Here is a 21,474-nt window from a genome sequence, read left to right on the forward strand (position 1 = left end):
TTATATGTTTATTTAATTTGTCTAAATTCTTTAAGTAGTGACTCGTTGTGAAACCTACTGAGGTAAAAACTGTGTTCCTATGCTTTTACCTGAAAACAGTTGTGTTAGCTTTTCTGGGTATCGCCAAGTGGCAACTTCGATTGGTCGTCCAAGGTCGTTAGCGGCTTCTAGTGCGGCTTGAACCTTAACGATCATGCCGTCGGTAATCACTTTGCCTGTAATAAGGTCATCAGCTTGTTGTTGATTAAGGCTTGGAATGAGGTGACCTTTGCCATCCAACACACCACTTACATCAGAAAGCAGTACCAGTTCAGCATCAAGTGCGCCTGCAACGGCAACCGCAGCTTGGTCGGCATTGACGTTCATCAGTTGGCCTTGCTCAGTCAGACCAATCGAGCTAATGATAGGCAGTGCGCCCGCATTAAGAATCGCTTGCAGAACGGTTGAGTCGCCCGGCTCCGCTTTTCCTACCGCCCCCAGTTCAGGGTTCAGTTCGCTCACTTTGCATAAACCACCGTCTGCTAGGCTTAAACCAACGGCATTGATACCGTCTTTAATCGCCTGACCTTGAAGTAATTTATTCGCCGTGCCCGCTAATGCACCAGCGATCACTGGGATCTGATCATAAGGAGTAACACGTAGCCCTTCTTTCTTAACGGTTTCGAGGTTCAACTTATTCATCAAATCATCAACAAGGTAACCGCCGCCGTGAACAATCACGATTGGTCGTTGTGCCTGTTGTTGGTAAGCAGAGATAGCACCAAATAACTTGCTAAGTGTTTCACCACAAGATAGCGCAGCGCCACCTAACTTTATGATTAATGGTTGATTATTAAGGCTCATATCTAGATTTCCTTACACTAACGCAGTTAATGGCGCAAAACCATAACGTAAATTCAAACACTGCATCGCTTGGCTAGATGCACCCTTTAATAAGTTATCAATCGCTGAAACAACGATGATGTGATGACCTTGAACCTTCCAACCTAAGTCGCAGAAAGGCGTCTGCTCTACATCTTGAATTCTTGGCAATGTCTCTTCGAGTAATCTCACCGCAGGTTTACCTTGGTAAGCTTGCTCGAAGGCATCTTGTATCTGTTGTTCTGTCACGCCTTCAGCCAATTTCATGGTAATGGTTGCCAAAATGCCACGCTTAAAGTTGCCGAGGTGCGGGGTAAAAATCACATCACATCCTAAATGTGCAGCCATTTCAGGTTGATGACGGTGATTGAATACACCATAAGCTTGCAAGCTCACTTCGCAGAAGCTGTTGACCATCGTCGCCTTGCGGCCTGCACCAGTCACACCGCTGGTTGCGTTAATCACTGGCCATTGGTTTTCATCCAGTAACTTGGCTTCAACCAAAGGCTTAATCGCCAGTTGTGATGCGGTTGGGTAACAACCCGCGACAGCGACAAGCTGAGCTTCTTTAATTTCTTGTTCGTTCCACTCAGCTAAACCGTAAGCCGCTTTGTCTAGCCATTGTTCGTGTTGATGTTCAAAACCGTAAAACTCTTGATAGAAGTTTTCGCCTTTAACTCTGAATGCACCCGATAGGTCGAAGACTTGGCAATCGTTCTCTAGAAAAATTGGCGCTAGGTCGTGACTAACCTCGTGTGCCGTTGCTAAGAAAATCACATCAGATTGTTTAGCCACTTCTTCCGGATTTGTTAAAGGTTGTACTGGCATATCAATCAAGCCAGCTAACTTACCGTGCAGTGCCGCAATAGGTTTACCTGCGTCTACACTATTGGCTGAGACATATAAACCTGATAGCGTGAGCTCAGGGTGTCTGTTTATCATTAGAGCCAGTTCTGCTCCTGTGTAGCCGCTTGCGCCAATGATCGTGGTTTTCAACATCTCAACACATCCATTTTTGAGGTAAGTTACATTTCAAATTTGACTATTCATACTTAATTTTTAGCTTTATTTGATTTCTTATGCATTAAATATGATTTAATATGTGTTTTACCGACTTATGGTTTTCCTGTCAATAGTAGAAGTGAAGTTATTATGCAATTACCGAGTTTTCTTGAGGTCTACAAAGGCCTAATTTCCACAGACTCTATTAGCTCGACCGATCCAAGCTGGGATCATGGCAACGAGAAAGTGATCGAAAAAATGGCTCAATGGTTTAAAGACGTAGGCTTTAGCGTTGAAGTCGTGGAAGTCGAACCCGGCAAGCATAATATGGTCGCTAAGATGGGATCGGGCGAAGGTGGCTTGCTACTCGCAGGACACAGCGACACAGTGCCATTTGATGAAGGACGTTGGAACTTCGACCCTCACGCACTAACAGAGCACAACAATCGCTTCTATGGGTTAGGCACGGCCGATATGAAAGGCTTTTTCGCTTTCGTTTATGAAGCGGCAAAGAAGATGGATTGGAGCAAACAGACCAAGCCGCTATATGTATTGGCAACCTGTGACGAAGAGACCACCATGCTGGGTGCGCGTCATTTCACTGAAAATGCACCGTTTAAACCGGATTACTGCATTATTGGTGAGCCAACCAGCCTTGTGCCGATTCGTGGCCATAAAGGCCATGTTGCTAACGCTGTGCGAGTAACGGGTAAATCAGGTCACTCTTCTGATCCTGCATTAGGTGTCAACGCCATCGAGATCATGCATGAAGTGTTGTTCGCTTTAATGCAACTGCGTGACAAGCTAGTCAAAGAGTATCACCACCCGGGTTTCGCAATTCCAAGCCCCACTCTAAACCTTGGCCATATCCACGGTGGCGACAGTGCCAACCGTATCTGTGGTTGCTGTGAGCTGCACTATGATGTGCGTCCTTTGCCAGGTATCAGCCTAGATGGCTTGGATAACATGCTGCGCAGCGCACTTAAAGAAGTGGAAGCAAAATGGCCGGGCAGAATCGAGATTACGCCACTGCACGAACCTATCCCAGGTTATGAGTGCCAACACGACCATCCATTTATTGGTGGCATGGAATCCGTTTGTGAGATTGAATCGCAAACCGTCAACTACTGCACTGAGGCACCTTTCCTTCAAGAACTTTGCCCAACCTTAGTGCTGGGGCCGGGCTCTATCGACCAAGCTCACCAACCAGATGAGTTCCTAAGCTTCGATTTTATCGATCCAACGATTGATGTTCTGAGTAAATCTATTCGTAAATATTGTTTCTAGTTATTGCTACCCTTGCGATACTTTTTATAAAAGCTGCCCTAAAAGGTGGCTTTTATTCTGTTATCCCAGACACAGCCTGATCTTGTAATTAAATTTCACTTTAATTCCGAACTATTGGGAAATTTACTTCTCCCGCATTTCGAAAACTAATAATTGCAAACTTAGAATGCTTTATTTGACTAGATACAGCACTTTTCGCTAGATTGTGTACTTAACAAGGAACAATGGATGTAATTTTTTTACGAGGCAGGATGACAATGAACGAGAAATACGCCGCTCTCAAGAGTAACGTAAGCATGCTGGGACGCTTGCTAGGTAACACAATCCAAGATGCACATGGTGACGTTATCTTAGAGAAAGTGGAGACTATCCGTAAACTTTCCAAATCCGCCCGCGCAGGCAACAAAGCTGACCGTGACAGCCTAGTTGAAGAAATCAAAAACCTGCCGAACGAACAACTCACTCCTGTTGCTCGTGCATTTAACCAATTTCTCAACCTCACCAACATGGCAGAGCAGTACCACACCATCTCTCGCCACTGTGAGGAGCATGTTTGCGAACCAGACGTGCTGCAATCTCTATTTTCCAAATTAAACCAGAATGACATCAGCAAGCTAGATGCGGCTCAAGCCGTTCGCGACCTGAACATTGAACTCGTTCTGACTGCACACCCAACAGAAATCACTCGTCGCACCATGATCAACAAATTGGTTAAGATCAACGAGTGTCTGTCTAAATTAGAATTAAGCGACCTATCACACAAAGAGCGCGTGAAAACAGAACGTCGCCTAGAGCAACTTATCGCTCAAGGTTGGCACTCAGATGTGATTCGTCAGCAACGCCCTACGCCACTTGATGAAGCGAAATGGGGCTTTGCGGTTGTTGAAAACTCACTTTGGGAAGCTGTACCAGATTTCCTACGTGAAATGGACGGCCGACTAAAAGGCTACCTTGGTGAAGGTCTACCAATTGATGCGCGCCCGGTACACTTCTCATCTTGGATGGGCGGTGATCGCGATGGTAACCCATTCGTAACGCACACCATCACCAAAGAAGTACTGCGCCTATCTCGCTGGAAAGCCGCTGACCTTTACCTAGGTGACGTAAACGAGCTGATTACCGAACTATCGATGACTAAGTGTAATGATGCCGTTCGTGAACTAGCGGGTGATGAGCATGAAGCTTACCGAGCAATCCTAAAGAGCCTACGTACTCTGCTGAACAACACGTTAGAAGTGCTGGATGCAAAACTGCATGATGCTGAAGTACCGAAGAAAGAAACACTACAGAACATCGAGCAACTTTGGACACCGCTTTACGCATGTTACCAATCGCTGCACGAATGTGGCATGGGCGTAATCGCAGACGGTTCTCTGCTTGATACTCTGCGCCGCCTAAAAGCGTTCGGTGTACACCTAGTTCGTCTCGATGTTCGTCAAGAAAGTACTCGTCACTCAGATGTACTGTCTGAACTGACTCGCTACCTAGGCATTGGCGACTACGACCAATGGAACGAGCAAGACAAGATTGCTTTCTTAACCAATGAATTAAGCTCTAAGCGTCCGCTTCTTCCTCGCGATTGGGAGCCATCTGAACAGGTTAAAGAGGTTTTAGACACCTGCAAGGTTATTGCTGCTCAACCTCGTGAAGCCTTCGGTGCTTACGTAATTTCTATGGCTCGTACTGCATCAGATGTACTGGCTGTTCACTTACTACTGCAAGAATGTGGCTGCCCATACCGCATGGACGTATGTCCGCTGTTCGAAACGCTAGACGACTTGAACAACTCAGAAGCAGTAATGAAACAGCTAATGAGCATCGACTTGTACCGTGGCTTTATCCAGAACCACCAAATGGTGATGATCGGATACTCTGACTCAGCGAAAGATGCGGGCGTAATGTCTGCAGGTTGGGCTCAATATGATGCAATGGACAAACTGGTTAAGGTTTGTGATGAAGAAGGCATTGAACTGACTCTATTCCACGGTCGTGGCGGTACGGTTGGTCGTGGTGGTGCTCCGGCGCACGCTGCTCTTCTTTCTCAGCCACCTAAGAGCTTGAAAGGCGGTTTACGTGTAACAGAGCAAGGCGAAATGATCCGCTTTAAACTTGGCTTACCAGACGTTGCTGTAAACAGCTTCAACCTTTACGCAAGCGCGATTCTAGAGGCGAACCTTCTGCCGCCACCTGAGCCAAAACAAGAGTGGCGCGACCTAATGGAAGTGCTATCTCAAGTATCTTGTGAGGCTTACCGCAACGTGGTTCGTGGCGAAGAGAAATTCGTACCTTACTTCCGTCAAGCGACACCTGAACTGGAGCTAGGTAAACTGCCTCTTGGTTCTCGCCCTGCGAAGCGTAACCCGAATGGCGGCGTAGAAAGCCTACGTGCAATTCCATGGATCTTCTCTTGGAGCCAAAACCGTTTGGTACTGCCTGCATGGTTAGGCGCTGGTGAAGCGATTCAGTACTCTGTAGATCAAGGCCATCAAGCCCTGCTCGAAGAGATGTGTCGCGAGTGGCCGTTCTTCTCTACCCGTCTCGGTATGTTGGAAATGGTATACTCGAAGTGCAACATGGAAATCGCTAAGTACTACGACCAACGCCTTGTTGACGAAGAGCTATTACCACTAGGTGAGTTACTGCGTGAACAGCTGCAAAAAGACATCAAAGCCGTGCTAAATGTTGAGAACAACGAGAACCTAATGCAGAGCGACCCTTGGGGACTTGAGTCAATCCGCCTACGTAACATCTACGTTGAGCCACTAAACATGCTTCAAGCTGAACTGCTTTACCGTACTCGTAAGTGTGAAACACCACCAGCAGAGCTTGAAGAAGCGCTAATGGTGACGATTGCAGGCATTGCAGCAGGCATGCGAAACACTGGTTAATTAGTGATTCCTACCATTCAACAGACAAAAGGTCGCCTAGTGCGACCTTTTTATTTCACAAAATAAGCAATACTGAGTTTTTTGTCAGTTTTTTGGGTTATTTTGTCCATGTATTCTACTTTATGCTTATTATTTAGATATACTACTGCTCCGCTGCGGAAACACTCCAAAAAATAATCTGCAGCATCTTGACCAATAAACTGGTCAACCTAGGTGATAAACGGCTTTGTAAGGTGACATAACCAACCGATGAGTTGGTGCTACTTAGACATAACCAATATAACGTGCCATTAGAAGCACACTTGTTGTTTAAGTATTTGTTTACTGTTTACCATTTGGATTTCAGACATGTCATTACCACACGTAATTCTAACCGTTTTAAGTACACGCGATGCTACTGGTTACGATATCACAAAAGAATTCTCCGCAAGCATTGGTTACTTCTGGAAAGCTAGCCATCAACAAGTTTACCGCGAGCTAAATAAAATGGCTCAGAACGACCAGGTAACTTGCGTGCTTGAGCCTCAAGAAGGCAAACCTGATCGTAAAGTTTACTCTATCACTGATGCTGGCCGTGGCGCGCTAGGTGAATGGTTTGAACAACCAACTGCACACCCAACCGTTCGTGACGAGTTCTCAGCTAAGCTAATGGCTTGTGCTGTACAACCTTCTGACGCTTACCGTGTACAACTTGCTGAGCTAGTAGAAGAGTCTCGCAAACTGGTTTCTCACTACCGTGAAATCGAAGCAGCTTACTACGCAACGCCATCGACACTAGACAAGCAAGCACGCCTTGAGCGTCTAACACTTCGTCGTAACCTACTTATCCGTGAAGCATGGATTGTATGGGCTGAAGAAGTACTGCTTGAACTTGGCGCTCTAGCTTAAGTTAAGCTAGAAAAGCAAAAGGCTTGAACTCTATGAGTCCAAGCCTTTTTTGTATCTATAGGATTTGAAATGTTACTGCCAGAGGCTTTTTACAAGTGCTTAGGCTTTACTTCTTAGACTTTTCTTACAGCGCAGCGACTTGCGGACGAACACCTAGCGTATGGCAAAGTGCATAAGTCATTTCTGCACGGTTTAGCGTGTAGAAGTGGAAATCTTTCACACCTTCACGGCTCAGTGTACGAACCATATCAATTGCTTGGCTAGCACCAACAAGCTGACGAGTCGTTGGATCATCATCCAAACCTTCAAACTGCTTCGCCATCCAGCCCGGTACTTTTACGTTGTTCATCGCAGCAAAGCGAGATGCTTGCTTGAAGTTAGAAACCGGCAGAATGCCCGGTACAATCTCAACATCAACGCCAGCCGCTACACAGCGGTCACGAAAGCGTAGGTAGCTCTCTACATCAAAGAAGAACTGAGTGATGGCACGGTTGGCACCCGCATCCACTTTACGCTTTAGGTTAATAAGATCAGATTGAGCGCTTTTTGCTTCAGGGTGAACCTCAGGGAATGCCGCTACTGAGATATCAAAATCGTGGCGAGATTTAAGTAGCTCGACTAGGTCAGATGCGTACATCTCTGGCGCGCCGCCGCCTGCTGGAATATCACCACGTAGCGCAACAATACTCTCGATACCATTTGCCCAGTAATCGTCGGCAATTTGAATCAGCTCTTCACGGCTTGCATCAATACACGTTAGGTGCGGTGCAGCCACTAGGCCGGTTTGGTTTTTAATTTCTTTAATGATTGAGTGGGTACGGTCACGTTCACCCGAGTTTGCACCGTAAGTTACCGATACAAATTTTGGTTGAAGTGTTTTAAGGCGGTGAACAGAGTTCCACAGGGTCTCTTCCATCTTCTCACTGCTCGGTGGAAAAAACTCAAATGACACATTGATGTTGTCAGAAAGCTCAGCGATATTCTGATTTAAAGCGTCGATATGACTAGCGTGTGTGTATCCCATCTTACTCTCCCTGTGGCAAAAGCAACCACTAAAAACTCAAATCCTTAAACGACGTTTAGACGTCTATATGTCTGTAGAATGTATTGAATACGATTTAATGTCAACAGATCCATTATGAATTTTTCTCAAGTAGATCGTGAGTAAAACTCAAGTCGTTAGATGGGTCGCAAAGCAGAAATAATGTAGAAAAAAGGCTGAAAAACACATCGTGCTTTCAGCCTTATTTATCTTAGTGAATAGTATGCCATTTACGTACTAAAACAATTGATCTGAGTTTCAAACCAACCGATCTGAGTATCAGAACAGGCTAGACATTCTGTTTAAATCAGATTGAATTGCACCTGCCGTTACTTCACGACCGGCACCTGGGCCACGAATAACCAATGGATTATCTTTGTACCATTTGCTCTCAATCGCAAAGATGTTGTCGCAAGGCAACAAGTTCGCCAGAGCATGTTCTTTAGACAGTGCTTCAACGCCTACGGTTGCCTTACCGTTCTTCTCCAAACGCGCTACGTAACGCAGAACTTTCTGTTGAGAGTGCGCTTTCTCTAAACGCTCAGCCAGCTCTTCGCTCAGTACAGAAGCTTTGTCGAAGAAGTCATCCACAGATAGATCTTGCAGCTCTGCAGGTACGAGCGATTCCACTTTTACGTTTTCAGGTTCGATATCCAAACCAGATTCACGCGCCAGAATCACCAGCTTACGCATCACGTCTGAGCCATCTAGGTCAGCACGAGGGTCAGGTTCCGTAAGGCCTTGTTGCCATGCTAAGTCAACCAACTCGCTGAACGGCACGGTGCCATCAAACTGTTGGAACAACCAAGATAAAGTGCCCGAGAAAATGCCAGACAACGCAATGATGTCATCGCCACTTTCACGTAGGTCACGTACCGTGTGGTTAATCGGCAATCCAGCACCCACTGTCGCGTTGTACAACCAATGACGGCTGATCTTAGCGAAAGCATCTTGTACTTGATGGTAATACTCGCTCGATGCAGAACCTGCCACCTTGTTCGCCGAGATTAGGTGAATACCTTGTTGTGCGATTTGCAGATACTTTGCTGCAAGCACTGGGCTCGCAGTCACATCCAGAACCACTGCTTCGTCATAACCTTGAATAGAGCCCAAACGCTCTAACCAGTCGTTACCATTGTTAGCAATAGCTTCGTCGTCAAAGCGCTTACCTACCGAAGTCGCATCAATGCCTTGATCGTCGAACCAATAGGTTTGGCTATCAACCACGGCAACCAATTCAAAGTTCATTCCACGGCGCTTTTCAAGTTCCGCTTTTTGCTCAGCAAACAGGCTTAGCCAGCTTGAACCAATATTGCCCTTACCACACAAGGCAATCGCAACACGCTTCTGCGCTTGGAACAGTTGAGAATGAATGCCTTTCACTAGACTTGATGTTTCACTCTTACGAATCACAGCCACCAAGCTTAAGCCTGAGTTCGCTTCTGAGATGAACTCAACCGGCGAGCTCTTAAGCTGCTGGTAGAAACCGTAGCAATGGTTAGGGTTCTTAGTCACACCCGCACCCACTGCAGCAATCAGAGAGAAACCTTCTTTTAGCTTAATCTCAGCTTCAATCGCATGGTCTTGGAGATATTCTAATGCACCACCAGCGATCTCTTCTGTGTAGGCAAGACGCAAACAGTGTTGATCCGGTTCAAGCTCATAAGCAAGCGGCTCAAGTTGAGCACGCTTAAGCCCTTCAAGCACTTCACTCTCTAGACGGTCGAAATCATGGCCGTGACCAAAGGTCAGTTGCACGATAAGCACTTCATCCAAAGAGGTAATGATTTTTGCGCCACGACCCGATGCCAGTACACGCTCGATCTGTGTAGAGCCCGCCTCCGGCTGATAGCTGCAGCGTAAGCTGAGATCCATAGCACTTTGAGCCACAGGCTGTAGCGTTCGGCTGTGAAGCACTGGAGCGGCAAGACGAGCCAATTCGCTGGCTTCATCAAGGCGAAGTAGAGGCAATAGACACGCATCTGAAACCAGACGAGGGTCAGCGCTGTAAACGCCTGCCACATCACTCCAAATCGTCACGCGTTCAACTTCAGCCAAAGCACCAATCACGGTTGCTGAGTAATCCGAACCGTTACGGCCAAGCAATACCGTTTCACCCTCGCAGTTCTGAGCCATAAAGCCCGTAATCACCACGCGGCAATGTGCATGCTGCGCCAAGGCTTCTTTGATCAGAGGGTAAGAACGTGCGCGGTCGACTTCAGGCTGAGCGCCCACTTCTGCACGTAAAAAAGCACGCGCATCTTGAGCAACGGCTTGTAAATCATGCTGGCACAACAAAGCCGCGAGTAGACGTGAAGACCAAACCTCACCGTGTCCAAGCACTTTTGCTTTTTGTGCTTCGCTCAAGGGAGCCGTTAGCTCACCCAAAGCGGTAAATTCTTGTTGAATGGTTGAAGTAAGTTGTGCGGCTGATTCACCCTCAAGCAGTGCTTCAATCAGATCGAGTTGGAACTGACGAAGTGCTTGTAGGCATTCATGGGCAATACGACCATCTTTGTCGAGCGCTTCAACAAATTCAATCAAACGGTTGGTTGTTTTGCCTGCTGCCGATACCACCACCAAATCAGATGCTGATGAGTATTCTCTAAGAATGTTGACCACGCGTTGGTAACATTCAGGATTCGCTAAACTGCTGCCACCAAATTTATGTAGCTGGCGAAAGGTTGCCATTATTAACCCTCCCCTTCAGCGATAAAGCGCTGTGTTCTTTCAAACGCTTGCTTGAGGTCATCGATTAGGTCTTCTGCATCTTCAAGGCCAACAGATAGACGCAGTAGTTGCTGAGAAACACCCGCTTCTGCTAAGGCTTCTTCACCCATCGCGCGGTGAGTCATCGACGCAGGGTGACAAATCAGACTTTCAACACCGCCCAATGATTCTGCCAAAGAGAACAGCTCTAACTTATCAACAAAGTATTTAAGCGCCTCGAATGAGCCCGCAAACTCAAAGCTGAGCATGGAACCAAAGCCCGATTGCTGTTTCTTCGCGATATCATGACCCGGATGTTCAGGAAGGCTTGGGTGGTAAATAGTGCCGACGAGATCTTGTTGCTGTAGAGACGCCAGAATTTCACGTGAACTCTCTTCGTGAACACGCATACGCGCACCTAGCGTACGAATACCACGTAAAGTCATGTAGCTATCAAATGGTGTGCCGGTCGCACCAATACAGTTGCCCCACCATGCTAACTCTTCAGCGTGTTCTTCTGTCTTAGTGACCACAACGCCACCAATAACATCTGAGTGTCCATTGATGTACTTAGTGGTTGAGTGGATAACAAAATCAGCACCCAGCTCTAAAGGCTTTTGGAACACAGGTGTCAAAAACGTGTTGTCGACAGCAACCAGAGCACCAACCTCTTTCGCTTTACGGCAAGTTTCTGCAATATCAACCACGCGAACCAGTGGATTCGATGGGGTTTCAATTAAGATCAACTTTGGCTTAAGCGCGAGCGCCGCATCCAGCGCTGCTTGATCCGATTGATCAACGAACAGAACTTTGAAGTCACCTTTTAGCGAGCGAGTGTTAAACAGACGGTAAGTACCGCCGTAGCAATCGTGCGGTGCAATAATAAGATCATCGCCGCCTAAGAAAGCCGAAACCCATAAGTTAAGCGCCGAAGTACCACAGTTAGTCACAACCGCGCCTTTGCCTGATTCAAGCTCAAACAGTGCCGTCTCTAATAAACCGCGGTTTGGGTTACCAGAACGGGTGTAATCGTACTTTGGCACTTCACCAAAAGCGGGAAACCCATAGTTAGTCGAAAGATAAATAGGTGGGACAACGGCATGGTGTTGCGTGTCTGACTCGATACCAGTACGTACTGCGATTGTTGCTGGCTTCCGGCTGCTCATAGGTGCTTCCTTACAAGTTTTGCGTCTGAGAATCACAGCTGCTTGTCGGCATTTTGCGGCTGTGTTAGATATATGTTATTCACTTTACTTTCATAAACGTGAGACGTCAACACTTCTAGACGTCTATATGTCTTTGCTTATGGCAGTAAATCCCGCTAAAATCACCACTATTAATTTATTCTAACAACTAAAGTGATGAAGGTACGCAATGGCCGACTGGAATGGTGAATACATAAGCCCATATGCTGAGCATGGAAAGAAAAGCGAACAAGTAAAGAAAATTACAGTTTCTATCCCTCTAAAAGTGTTAAAGGTTCTTACTGACGAGCGTACTCGCCGCCAGATTAATAACCTACGCCATGCAACAAACAGTGAGCTACTGTGCGAAGCCTTTCTACATGCGTACACAGGCCAACCACTACCAACGGATGAAGACCTTCGTAAAGATCGTCCTGACGATATCCCTGCTGAAGTAAAAAAACTGATGACAGAAATGGGTATCGAGTTCGAAGCGTTTGACGAAGAATAAAAACAACTCAGTCACTGCCTTCATTATTGATTCGCTATAGCTGACCCTATCTATCACATTATGCATTGCGTTTTTATGACTACGCTGCGAATGATAGACATAAAAAAACCGACTCCAGATGAGTCGGTTTTTTATTATTCTTTTCTCTCAATAGAGCAGCAGCTACTACGCCATGTAGTTAGCAGGCATCTCGATACGAGCTACGCCAGATTCAACAGCCGCTTCCGCAACTGCTCGTGCTACGCGAGGAAGTAGACGTGGATCCATTGGCTTAGGAATGATGTAGCCTTTACCAAATTCCAGTGCGGTCTCACCCGCCGCTGCTAGTACTTCAGCTGGAACTGCTTCTTTCGCCAGTTCACGAATCGCTTTAACCGCCGCTAGCTTCATTTCGTCATTGATTTCGCTTGCACGCACATCTAATGCACCACGGAAAATGAATGGGAAACAAAGTACGTTGTTTACTTGGTTAGGGTAATCACTACGGCCTGTACCCATGATAAGGTCAGAACGAACTTCGTGTGCAAGCTCAGGTTTGATCTCTGGATCTGGGTTTGAACATGCAAACACAACTGGCTTATCAGCCATCAACGTTAGTGCTTCAGCAGGCAGTAGGTTAGGACCCGATACACCTAAGAACAGGTCAGCGCCTTCGATAACATCTTCAAGTGTGCGCTTATCCGTGTTGTTTGCGAATAGCTCTTTGTATTCGTTCAGATCATCACGACGAGTGTGAATCACGCCTTTACGGTCAAGCATGTAAATCTTCTCACGCTGAGCGCCACACTTAATCAGTAGTTCCATACATGCAACCGCTGCTGCGCCAGCACCTAAACAAACGATCTTACACTCTTCAAGTTTCTTACCTTGAAGTTCGATCGCGTTCAGCATACCCGCTGCCGTTACAATCGCAGTACCGTGTTGGTCATCGTGGAATACCGGTACATCACAACGCTCAATCAGGCGACGTTCAATCTCAAAACAGTCTGGTGCTTTGATGTCTTCCAGGTTAATACCGCCGAATGTATCTGCGATATTCGCAACCGTATCAACGAACTCATCGATTGTGCGGTGTTTTACTTCAATATCGATAGAATCTAAACCAGCAAAACGCTTAAACAGGAGCGCTTTACCTTCCATAACAGGTTTAGAAGCAATAGGACCAAGGTTACCTAGGCCAAGAATCGCTGTACCGTTAGAGATAACTGCAACCATGTTGCCTTTACCTGTGTACTTATAAACGTTATCGACGTTCTGTGCGATCTCGCGAACAGGCTCGGCTACGCCTGGGCTGTATGCAAGTGCTAGGTCTTCTGCAGAGTTTGCAGGCTTCGTCAGTTCTACGGCAATTTTGCCAGGAATTGGGAACTCATGGTAATCAAGAGCTTGCTGACGGAATTGTTCTTGAGGCGATAACGATTTTTCAGATGATAACGCTTGAGAGGATTGAGCTTGGCTGCTGTCTTCAGACATAGGTGTAGGTTCCTAGGATATTATTATTTGGGGGATCTTGTTCATGTTAATGGATGTACTTCAAAGTTCCTAGGTGGTTGGAGCCTCTGTCTCATTAAAAAACGAGATTTCACTACTAATAAGACCAGTGAGCAGTTGAAATTACTGTCGCTTGTTGAACTTTCGAGCTGAATTTTGGTGAAGAGAGATACGCAAGGAATTGCCCTGCAATAGAAAGATAGGCACCTTATCGTTGGGCGGGATTGAAGCTTGAATGAAAATCAGTGCTTTCTCAAATTTCAGGCAACAAAAAAGGACACCGAAGTGTCCTTTTTCATGTCTAAATAGCGAGAATTACTTCTTGCTAGAAAGAGCACCGAAACGCTTGTTGAAGCGATCAACACGGCCGCCAGTATCTACGATACGTTGCTTACCAGTGTAGAACGGGTGACATTTGTCACATACGTCTAGGTGGATAGATTCTTTTGCAAGAGTTGAGTTGAACTCAAATGTGTTGCCGCAAGAACAAGTTGCAGTAACTGCTTTGTATTCTGGGTGGATTCCAGCTTTCATGGGATAACCTCAAGTAGGCCGTGTCGCTATACGATTCTAAGCCGCACACCACACGTAGTTTAAAAAAGAAATAAAGACACCGCATCGACACAAAAGAGTGATGAAGCCATACCTTTAAGGCGCAGTATAGTAATGAATCTATAAGGCAGGATCAACTGATTTGATACATTTTTCACCAATTCTCTCTTTATTTCCTTTATCGGCCTGAGATTTCGAGCTGTCGTTGTCTGTATACGTTAACTCGCCGCCTTCATCCAAACTGCTTCTCGAATTTAACCGCCTTATCCTTTAGACTGTTCGCTCTCGTCAACTCAGATAAAGCCGTCCCTTTATGCGTCCAATGATTGCCCGCGTGGCACTGCCTGTTCCACTCGACAAGCAGTTCGATTACAAGATTCCTAGCCACCTATTTCCTATTATTGGTGGACGAGTCTCTGTGCCTTTTGGACGACAAACCTTAACCGGTATTGTAACGGCTCTGGTTAACGAATCTGAATTCGAGCTCGATAAGCTCAAACCCATTAAAGCCCTATTAGACAATCAGCCTGTTTGGCCGGAATCTGTCTATTCACTCTTAATGTGGTGCAGTCAATTTTATCAGTACCCTCTTGGCGAAACCTTTGCTAACGCCCTTCCGAGTGCTCTAAGAAAAGGCAAAGCCGCCGACTTCGCAACGCTGGTTGAGTGGCAGTTAACGCCATCAGGCAAAGACCAACTGATGCAAGGTTTTGGTCGCGCAGTCAAACAAGCCAAAGTGATGCACATGCTTGAGCAAGGCCCCGTTCCCCATCAAGAGTTCATTGATGAAGAAGTTGGCAGCGCCGTACTCAAGACACTAGAAGAGAAAGGCTGGATTGAATCGGTAGAGAAAAAGCCGAAGCGTCAGCCGTGGCCAGTTGATCTTGAAAACGACCAAGACAAACCTAAGCTCAATGCTGAACAAGCCATCGCGATTGCGACCGTAAATAGCCAAACCGACTTTGGTTGTTTCCTGTTAGAAGGCGTCACTGGCTCAGGTAAGACCGAGGTTTACCTGAATATGATTAAGCCGATTCTCGATCAAGGTAAACAAGCGTTAGTACTCGTGCCTGAGATTGGCCTCACCCCTCAAACGATTAACCGCTTTAAGCGACGCTTTAATGTGCCTGTTGAGGTTATCCACTCGGGTTTAAACGATTCTGAGCGACTGAATGCTTGGTTATCGGCACGCGATAAAATAGCGGGCATCGTGATTGGTACCCGTTCAGCTCTGTTCACGCCGTTTGCTGATCTGGGTATTATCATTGTCGACGAAGAACACGATGCTTCTTATAAACAGCAAGACAGCCTGCGCTACCACGCTCGTGATGTGGCGATCATGCGTGCTCATAAAGCGCAGATCCCGGTTGTGTTAGGCTCGGCGACTCCGGCCTTTGAAACACTGCACAACGCTCAGATCGGTAAATACAGTTATCTCACCCTTACTTCACGTGCGGGTGTCTCACTGCCGACCACCAATAAGGTATTGGATGTTAAAGGTGAATATCTAGAAAGTGGCTTGTCTGCGTCGTTGATTGCAGAGATGCAAAGACACCTCAAAGCAGGCAACCAAGTGATGCTGTTCCTCAATCGCCGCGGGTTTTCTCCCGCATTGATGTGTCACGATTGTGGTTGGACTGCCGAGTGTAAACGTTGTGATGCTTACTATACCTATCACCAATACAGTAATGAGATGCGCTGCCACCACTGTGGTTCTCAGCAGCATATCGTGCACAATTGCCAAGGTTGTGGGTCTGCGAACTTAGTGACAGTGGGTGTCGGTACCGAGCAGTTAGAGGCTCAGCTTGGCCAACTATTCCCTGAATACAAAACCATTCGTATTGACCGCGACAGCACCCGCCGTAAAGGCAGCTTAGAAAGCGCACTCGAGTCGATTCGTAAGGGTGAATTCCAAATTCTTATCGGCACGCAGATGCTTGCTAAGGGTCATCATTTCCCTGATGTGACACTTGTGGCGTTATTGGATGTCGATGGCTCTTTATATAGCAGTGACTTCCGAGCGTCTGAACGTCTTGCCCAGCTATTCATCCAAGTAGCGGGACGCGCAGGACGAGCAAGCAAACCCGGTGAGGTGATCTTACAGACTCACCACCCAGAACATGGGTTGCTGCAAGCTTTGCTGCATAAAGACTATAACCACTTTGCTCAGACGGCGCTGGCAGAACGTAAGCAGGCAATGTTACCGCCTTATACCTTTATGACTCTGTTTAGAGCAGAAGCCAATGACACTCGCTTGGTGGAAGAGTTCTTGCGTCAGGTTCGTCACACATTGGAATCGCACCCGCTGTTTGATCAATATTGCATGGTGCTAGGACCAACCCCAGCCCCATTAGCAAAACGAGCAGGCAAATCGCGCTGGCAGTTAATCTTACAGACTCAAACTCGCTCGTTAATGCAGAAGCTATTAATGAGCGCTAAGCCGGCAATTAATATGTTACCCGCCGCGAAAAAAGTTCGTTGGTCACTCGACATAGAGCCGCAAGATCTGAGCTAAACCCCTTCGGGTTAAAACTAATGACAAGTTTGTTCACAAATATTTCATATTTCTCGTGAGCAAGTTCACACGAGTCATGTGATTTTTGTTAATCTAGCCGTAACTTTACACGGATTAAACGAATAAAATATTGCAATAAAAAAAGTGTTAGCAACACTTTCATAATATCTATTCGATTACATTTATTATTCACGCCTTAGATACTTAGGCGACAAAGGAACTTAAAAGAGGGTTTAATTTATGGCGACAATGAAGGATGTTGCCCAGCTAGCAGGCGTCTCAACAGCCACGGTATCACGTGCATTGATGAACCCTGAGAAAGTCTCAGTTTCGACTCGTAAACGAGTGGAAACAGCAGTACTTGAAGCTGGATACTCACCCAATACATTAGCTAGAAACTTACGTCGCAACGAATCAAAAACCATCATCACTATCGTTCCTGATATCTGTGACCCTTATTTCGCCGAGATCATTCGTGGTATCGAAGATGCCGCAGTAGAAAATGACTACCTTGTCTTACTGGGTGATAGCGGCCAACAAAAGAAGCGTGAGTCTTCGTTTGTTAACTTAGTTTTCACCAAACAAGCTGACGGTATGCTATTGCTTGGCACTGACCATCCATTTGACGTCAGTAAGTCTGAACAAAAGAACTTACCACCAATGGTGATGGCGTGTGAGTTTGCCCCTGAGCTTGAACTGCCTACCGTACACATCGATAACCTGACCTCTGCATTTGAAGCGGTGAACTACTTAGCTCAGTTAGGTCATAAGCGTATCGCTCAAATATCAGGGCCAGTATCGGCAACGCTGTGTAAGTTCCGCCAGCAAGGCTATCAACAAGCGCTGCGTCGCGCTGGAGTATCAATGAACCCTGCCTATAGCACCGTCGGCGACTTTACTTTTGAAGCCGGTGCTCAAGCGGTTCGTCAATTGTTGGCACTTCCTGAACAGCCTACAGCTATCTTCTGTCATAACGACGCGATGGCCATTGGCGCGATTCAAGAAGCGAAGAAGCTGGGCTTACGCGTTCCTCAAGACCTATCGATTGTCGGCTTTGATGACATCCAATTCGCTCAATACTGCGATCCTCCGCTAACCACCATTTCTCAACCTCGTTATGAGATTGGACGCCAAGCGATGTTGATGATGCTTGATCTACTGAAAGGCAACGATGTGCAAGCAGGTTCGCGTCTACTTGAAGCTAAATTAGTGGTTCGAGGTAGTACAGCACCACCTCGAATGTAACCTTCAAAAATACCCTTACAAATCTGCGGCACATTTTGATGTGCCGCTTCCATTTCTGCACTATTATCCTCGCGCAATCTGGATTACCATGAGGGCAGAATCAGCAACTATTGAAATGTCTTGTGGCTAATAGAGATTATGTAAAGCGCGGTCGTGGTACGAAAAAACCGACCAAAAAACAAGCCCCTCGCCGTAAACCTTGGCGCAGTGGTCTTTTGGCGATCCTCCTTGCCGGTGGTTTTGGTTACGGACTTTACCTATTGAGTAATGATCCTGAGCCGCCAGCACCTGCTCCTGTGGTAACCAAACCAAAACCTAAGCCAAAACCAGCGAAAGTGATTCCGCCGCCTCCTGAAGAGAAATGGGACTACGTTGAAACGCTGCCAAGCCGCGAAATCGAAGTGAAAGCCAAAGAGCAAGAGATCTCGAAGATCCCTTACATCATGCAGTGTGGCGCTTACAAAACCTCGTCGCAGGCAGAAGCTCGTAAGTTGGATATTGCCTTCCAAGGTATCTCGAGTGAGATCCGCAAGAAAGATGGCAGTAGCTGGTACCGTGTGGTTTTAGGGCCATACAAGTTGAAGCGTGACGCAGAACGCGATCGCCATAAGCTGCAACGAGCGAAAATTGAACCTTGCGCTATTTGGAAAGACGGATCTTAATCAACTCAATATATAATAGGGGGAAGAGGATTCCCCCTATTGCTGTTTGAAAGCGTTCAATAGTTCATCGCACAAGCAATACCAGTATGTTAATCAAAAGAGTGCGTTTTAACGAAACTGAGGTACTTGTTCGTAGTACTCAAGCCCAAAGTCAGTCAGGTAGACCTGCTCCTTATTTATCTCGATGTAACCAAAAAAATCCAAGTGCGCTAAAACGTTAGGAAATGGACGTTTAAGAAAAACGTTGACCGAGTTTTTTAGATGTTCTGTTGAACACTCGCCCGCCTCCTGATACATCAGATGATGCAGTATAGACAGCTCATCCAGATCCATATCTCTATTAAAAAAACTGATATTGTCACTATTCATCACACTACTCCTTATGCAGTGAATACCACTGATTAGTGAACATCATTCCTTATAAATCAAACAAAAAGTGTTAACCATTTCACGTTAGAAATTTGTTTTATCTTTTTTTATATTTATCACAAACTATTAACCCACCAACCCTTACCACACATAGGCTCAACAGGTAATGGATGTTTGAAACAACTGGTAACATTTAGTTTTTTTGATATGACATACCATTAAAAGTGGCACTTGAATTCATGATAGTGGAGCCACATATAAGTAGTAACCATAAATAATAATCAAAAGAGGTCGACTCGTGACTACCATTGTATCTGTACGTCGTAATAATAAAGTCGTCATCGCGGGTGATGGACAAGTATCTCTGGGCAATACAGTAATGAAGGGCAACGCCCGTAAAGTACGTCGCCTATACAACAACAAAGTACTGGCCGGTTTTGCTGGCGGTACGGCTGATGCTTTCACGCTATTCGAAAAATTTGAAAGCAAGCTGCAAATGCACCAAGGCCATCTCACCAAAGCGGCAGTTGAGCTAGCGAAGGATTGGCGTAGCGACCGTGCTCTACGTAAGTTAGAAGCACTGTTAGCAGTAGCGGATGAGACCGCTTCACTGATCATCACAGGTAACGGTGACGTAGTTCAACCTGAGAACGACCTGATTGCGATCGGTTCGGGCGGAAACTTCGCTCAAGCAGCCGCTACTGCACTATTAGAAAATACTGATTTAGATGCGCGTGAAATCGCAGAAAAGTCGCTGAACATTGCAGGCGACATCTGTGTCTTCACCAACCATCACCACACTATTGAAGAACTAGAAAGCACCGTTGAGCTGCCAAAGCCAGAGTAACGACCGCTTCCATCAATAACGTTGTATTCAACAGTGATTAAAGAATTAAGGAAAAACCATGTCTGAGATGACTCCTCGCGAAATTGTTCACGAACTCAATCGCCACATTATCGGCCAAGACAACGCTAAGCGCTCAGTGGCTATCGCTCTTCGTAACCGCTGGCGGCGTATGCAGCTTGAAGAAAGCCTGCGTGTTGAAGTATCGCCAAAAAACATCCTGATGATTGGCCCAACGGGTGTAGGTAAAACTGAAATCGCTCGCCGCCTAGCGAAATTAGCAAACGCGCCTTTCATCAAGGTAGAAGCGACTAAGTTCACCGAAGTGGGTTACGTTGGTAAAGAAGTTGAAACCATCATCCGTGATCTAACGGACGTTGCGATCAAGATGACGCACCAACAAGCGATGGAAAAAGTACAATACCGCGCTGAAGAACAAGCTGAAGAACGCATTCTTGATGCCCTTCTACCACCAGCGCGTGATGCTTGGGGTCAGAACGAGCAATCAACTGAAGACACAACCTCTTCAAACACTCGTCAGATTTTCCGCAAGAAACTGCGTGAAGGTAAGCTAGATGACAAAGAGATTGAAGTTGATGTAGCCGCACCGCAAATGGGCGTTGAAATCATGTCACCTCCAGGCATGGAAGAGATGACAAACCAGCTGCAAGGCATGTTCCAAAACCTAGCGGGCGACACCAAGAAAAAGCGTAAGATGAAAATCAAAGACGCATTCAAAGCACTGACGGAAGAAGAAGCTGCGAAGCTTGTGAACCAAGAAGAGCTGAAAGAGAACGCGATCTTCAACGCTGAAAACAACGGCATCGTATTCATCGATGAGATCGACAAAATCTGTAAGCGTGGCGACAGTTCAGGCCCAGATGTATCTCGCGAAGGTGTTCAGCGTGACCTACTGCCTCTTATCGAAGGCAGCACAGTATCAACCAAGCACGGTATGGTTAAAACTGACCACATCTTGTTTATCACATCAGGCGCATTCCAAGTGGCTAAGCCATCTGACCTGATCCCTGAGCTACAAGGTCGTCTACCAATCCGCGTAGAACTTGAAGCACTATCAGCACATGACTTCAAACGCATCCTAACTGAGCCAAAAGCATCTCTAACAGAGCAATACATTGCCCTAATGAAAACAGAAGATGTCAACATTGAGTTCACTGAAGATGGCATCAACCAGATTGCGGACGCAGCATGGCGCGTAAACGAAACCACTGAGAACATCGGTGCGCGTCGTCTACACACAGTGATGGAGCGTCTAATGGATGAGATTTCATTCGAAGCAACAGACAAAGCTGGCAGCAAGCTAGTGATTGATGAAGCTTACGTAACATCGAAACTTGGCGAATTCGTTGAAGACGAAGACCTAAGCCGCTTCATCCTGTAGCACACCAAACTCTAACTTATTG

The 21,474-nt window shown here is 46.3% G+C and carries 17 protein-coding genes; 9 read left to right on the forward strand and 8 right to left on the reverse strand.

Annotated features, from left to right (window positions below; genetic code table 11):
• Positions 1-54: 54 nt before the first annotated feature.
• Positions 55-843, reverse strand: coding sequence for an acetylglutamate kinase (gene argB / locus AB4351_RS03355; protein ID WP_017061138.1), 789 nt, complete (start codon positions 841-843; stop codon positions 55-57).
• Between the two features lie 12 nt (positions 844-855).
• Positions 856-1,860, reverse strand: coding sequence for an N-acetyl-gamma-glutamyl-phosphate reductase (argC, locus tag AB4351_RS03360; RefSeq protein WP_017061139.1), 1,005 nt, complete (start codon positions 1,858-1,860; stop codon positions 856-858).
• 153 nt (positions 1,861-2,013) lie between these two features.
• Here argC and argE point away from each other — a divergent pair, with 153 nt between their 5' ends.
• The 3 genes from argE (at position 2,014) to AB4351_RS03375 (ending at position 6,926) form a co-directional block, all read left to right on the forward strand.
• Positions 2,014-3,150 carry an acetylornithine deacetylase gene (argE, locus tag AB4351_RS03365; RefSeq protein ID WP_004729680.1) on the forward strand — a complete coding sequence of 379 codons (1,137 nt, stop codon included), beginning with the start codon at positions 2,014-2,016 and terminating at the stop codon, positions 3,148-3,150.
• A gap of 251 nt (positions 3,151-3,401) precedes the next feature.
• Complete coding sequence (gene ppc / locus AB4351_RS03370; RefSeq protein ID WP_017061140.1) at positions 3,402-6,038, forward strand: phosphoenolpyruvate carboxylase; 2,637 nt, start codon at positions 3,402-3,404, stop codon at positions 6,036-6,038.
• A gap of 348 nt (positions 6,039-6,386) precedes the next feature.
• Positions 6,387-6,926 (forward strand): PadR family transcriptional regulator, encoded by a 540-nt coding sequence (locus AB4351_RS03375; protein ID WP_017061141.1) that lies wholly within the window; start codon positions 6,387-6,389, stop codon positions 6,924-6,926.
• Between the two features lie 124 nt (positions 6,927-7,050).
• On the opposite strand, the gene metF is transcribed toward AB4351_RS03375, so the two are convergent.
• The 3 genes from metF to AB4351_RS03390 form a co-directional block, all read right to left on the reverse strand.
• Positions 7,051-7,950 (reverse strand): methylenetetrahydrofolate reductase, encoded by a 900-nt coding sequence (metF, locus tag AB4351_RS03380; RefSeq protein ID WP_004729683.1) that lies wholly within the window; start codon positions 7,948-7,950, stop codon positions 7,051-7,053.
• 297 nt (positions 7,951-8,247) lie between these two features.
• Positions 8,248-10,659 carry a bifunctional aspartate kinase/homoserine dehydrogenase II gene (locus tag AB4351_RS03385; RefSeq protein WP_017063682.1) on the reverse strand — a complete coding sequence of 804 codons (2,412 nt, stop codon included), beginning with the start codon at positions 10,657-10,659 and terminating at the stop codon, positions 8,248-8,250.
• Positions 10,660-10,661: 2 nt separating this feature from the next.
• Entirely contained in the window at positions 10,662-11,843 is a 1,182-nt protein-coding gene (locus AB4351_RS03390) for an O-succinylhomoserine (thiol)-lyase (RefSeq protein ID WP_017063681.1), read from the reverse strand.
• Positions 11,844-12,051: 208 nt separating this feature from the next.
• On the opposite strand from AB4351_RS03390, the gene metJ reads away from it, so the two are divergent.
• Positions 12,052-12,372: a met regulon transcriptional regulator MetJ gene (metJ, locus tag AB4351_RS03395; protein ID WP_004415993.1), complete on the forward strand. Its 321-nt coding sequence runs from the start codon at positions 12,052-12,054 to the stop codon at positions 12,370-12,372.
• Between the two features lie 165 nt (positions 12,373-12,537).
• Here metJ and AB4351_RS03400 read toward each other — a convergent pair whose 3' ends face one another.
• Together AB4351_RS03400 and rpmE are read right to left on the reverse strand one after the other, a co-directional pair.
• The gene (locus tag AB4351_RS03400) at positions 12,538-13,845 is read right to left on the reverse strand and encodes a malic enzyme-like NAD(P)-binding protein (protein WP_371713391.1); all 1,308 of its coding nucleotides are present in this window, start codon (positions 13,843-13,845) and stop codon (positions 12,538-12,540) included.
• Positions 13,846-14,178: 333 nt separating this feature from the next.
• The gene (rpmE, locus tag AB4351_RS03405) at positions 14,179-14,397 is read right to left on the reverse strand and encodes a 50S ribosomal protein L31 (protein ID WP_004737142.1); all 219 of its coding nucleotides are present in this window, start codon (positions 14,395-14,397) and stop codon (positions 14,179-14,181) included.
• A 331-nt stretch (positions 14,398-14,728) separates the two neighbouring features.
• On the opposite strand from rpmE, the gene priA reads away from it, so the two are divergent.
• From priA to AB4351_RS03420, 3 genes are all read left to right on the forward strand, one after another.
• Positions 14,729-16,930 (forward strand): primosomal protein N', encoded by a 2,202-nt coding sequence (priA, locus tag AB4351_RS03410; RefSeq protein ID WP_372125060.1) that lies wholly within the window; start codon positions 14,729-14,731, stop codon positions 16,928-16,930.
• 240 nt (positions 16,931-17,170) lie between these two features.
• Positions 17,171-18,175 (forward strand): DNA-binding transcriptional regulator CytR, encoded by a 1,005-nt coding sequence (gene cytR, locus AB4351_RS03415; RefSeq protein WP_048659182.1) that lies wholly within the window; start codon positions 17,171-17,173, stop codon positions 18,173-18,175.
• A gap of 122 nt (positions 18,176-18,297) precedes the next feature.
• Positions 18,298-18,837 (forward strand): SPOR domain-containing protein, encoded by a 540-nt coding sequence (locus AB4351_RS03420; protein ID WP_372125063.1) that lies wholly within the window; start codon positions 18,298-18,300, stop codon positions 18,835-18,837.
• Between the two features lie 108 nt (positions 18,838-18,945).
• On the opposite strand, the gene AB4351_RS03425 is transcribed toward AB4351_RS03420, so the two are convergent.
• Positions 18,946-19,206, reverse strand: coding sequence for a hypothetical protein (locus AB4351_RS03425; RefSeq protein WP_017061149.1), 261 nt, complete (start codon positions 19,204-19,206; stop codon positions 18,946-18,948).
• 298 nt (positions 19,207-19,504) lie between these two features.
• Here AB4351_RS03425 and hslV point away from each other — a divergent pair, with 298 nt between their 5' ends.
• Both hslV and hslU read left to right on the forward strand, forming a co-directional pair.
• On the forward strand, positions 19,505-20,053 hold the full coding sequence (gene hslV, locus AB4351_RS03430) for an ATP-dependent protease subunit HslV (RefSeq protein WP_004729692.1): 549 nt from the start codon (positions 19,505-19,507) through the stop codon (positions 20,051-20,053).
• A gap of 58 nt (positions 20,054-20,111) precedes the next feature.
• A complete protein-coding gene (hslU, locus tag AB4351_RS03435; protein ID WP_017061150.1) occupies positions 20,112-21,452 on the forward strand; it encodes an HslU--HslV peptidase ATPase subunit in 1,341 nt (446 codons plus the stop codon).
• Positions 21,453-21,474: the final 22 nt, after the last annotated feature.

The sequence above is a fragment of the Vibrio sp. 10N.261.51.F11 genome, from assembly GCF_041471665.1.
GTDB lineage: Bacteria > Pseudomonadota > Gammaproteobacteria > Enterobacterales > Vibrionaceae > Vibrio > Vibrio crassostreae_C.

Coding starts and splice junctions, on each gene's coding strand:
- AB4351_RS03375 (WP_017061141.1), top strand. CDS start 6,387: ATGTCATTACCACACGTAATTCTAACCGTTTTAAGTACACGCGATGCT.
- ppc (WP_017061140.1), top strand. CDS start 3,402: ATGACAATGAACGAGAAATACGCCGCTCTCAAGAGTAACGTAAGCATG.
- rpmE (WP_004737142.1), bottom strand. CDS start 14,397: ATGAAAGCTGGAATCCACCCAGAATACAAAGCAGTTACTGCAACTTGT.
- metJ (WP_004415993.1), top strand. CDS start 12,052: ATGGCCGACTGGAATGGTGAATACATAAGCCCATATGCTGAGCATGGA.
- AB4351_RS03385 (WP_017063682.1), bottom strand. CDS start 10,659: ATGGCAACCTTTCGCCAGCTACATAAATTTGGTGGCAGCAGTTTAGCG.
- AB4351_RS03400 (WP_371713391.1), bottom strand. CDS start 13,845: ATGTCTGAAGACAGCAGCCAAGCTCAATCCTCTCAAGCGTTATCATCT.
- metF (WP_004729683.1), bottom strand. CDS start 7,950: ATGGGATACACACACGCTAGTCATATCGACGCTTTAAATCAGAATATC.
- argE (WP_004729680.1), top strand. CDS start 2,014: ATGCAATTACCGAGTTTTCTTGAGGTCTACAAAGGCCTAATTTCCACA.
- argC (WP_017061139.1), bottom strand. CDS start 1,860: ATGTTGAAAACCACGATCATTGGCGCAAGCGGCTACACAGGAGCAGAA.
- hslU (WP_017061150.1), top strand. CDS start 20,112: ATGTCTGAGATGACTCCTCGCGAAATTGTTCACGAACTCAATCGCCAC.
- AB4351_RS03390 (WP_017063681.1), bottom strand. CDS start 11,843: ATGAGCAGCCGGAAGCCAGCAACAATCGCAGTACGTACTGGTATCGAG.
- AB4351_RS03425 (WP_017061149.1), bottom strand. CDS start 19,206: ATGAATAGTGACAATATCAGTTTTTTTAATAGAGATATGGATCTGGAT.
- priA (WP_372125060.1), top strand. CDS start 14,729: ATGCGTCCAATGATTGCCCGCGTGGCACTGCCTGTTCCACTCGACAAG.
- argB (WP_017061138.1), bottom strand. CDS start 843: ATGAGCCTTAATAATCAACCATTAATCATAAAGTTAGGTGGCGCTGCG.
- cytR (WP_048659182.1), top strand. CDS start 17,171: ATGGCGACAATGAAGGATGTTGCCCAGCTAGCAGGCGTCTCAACAGCC.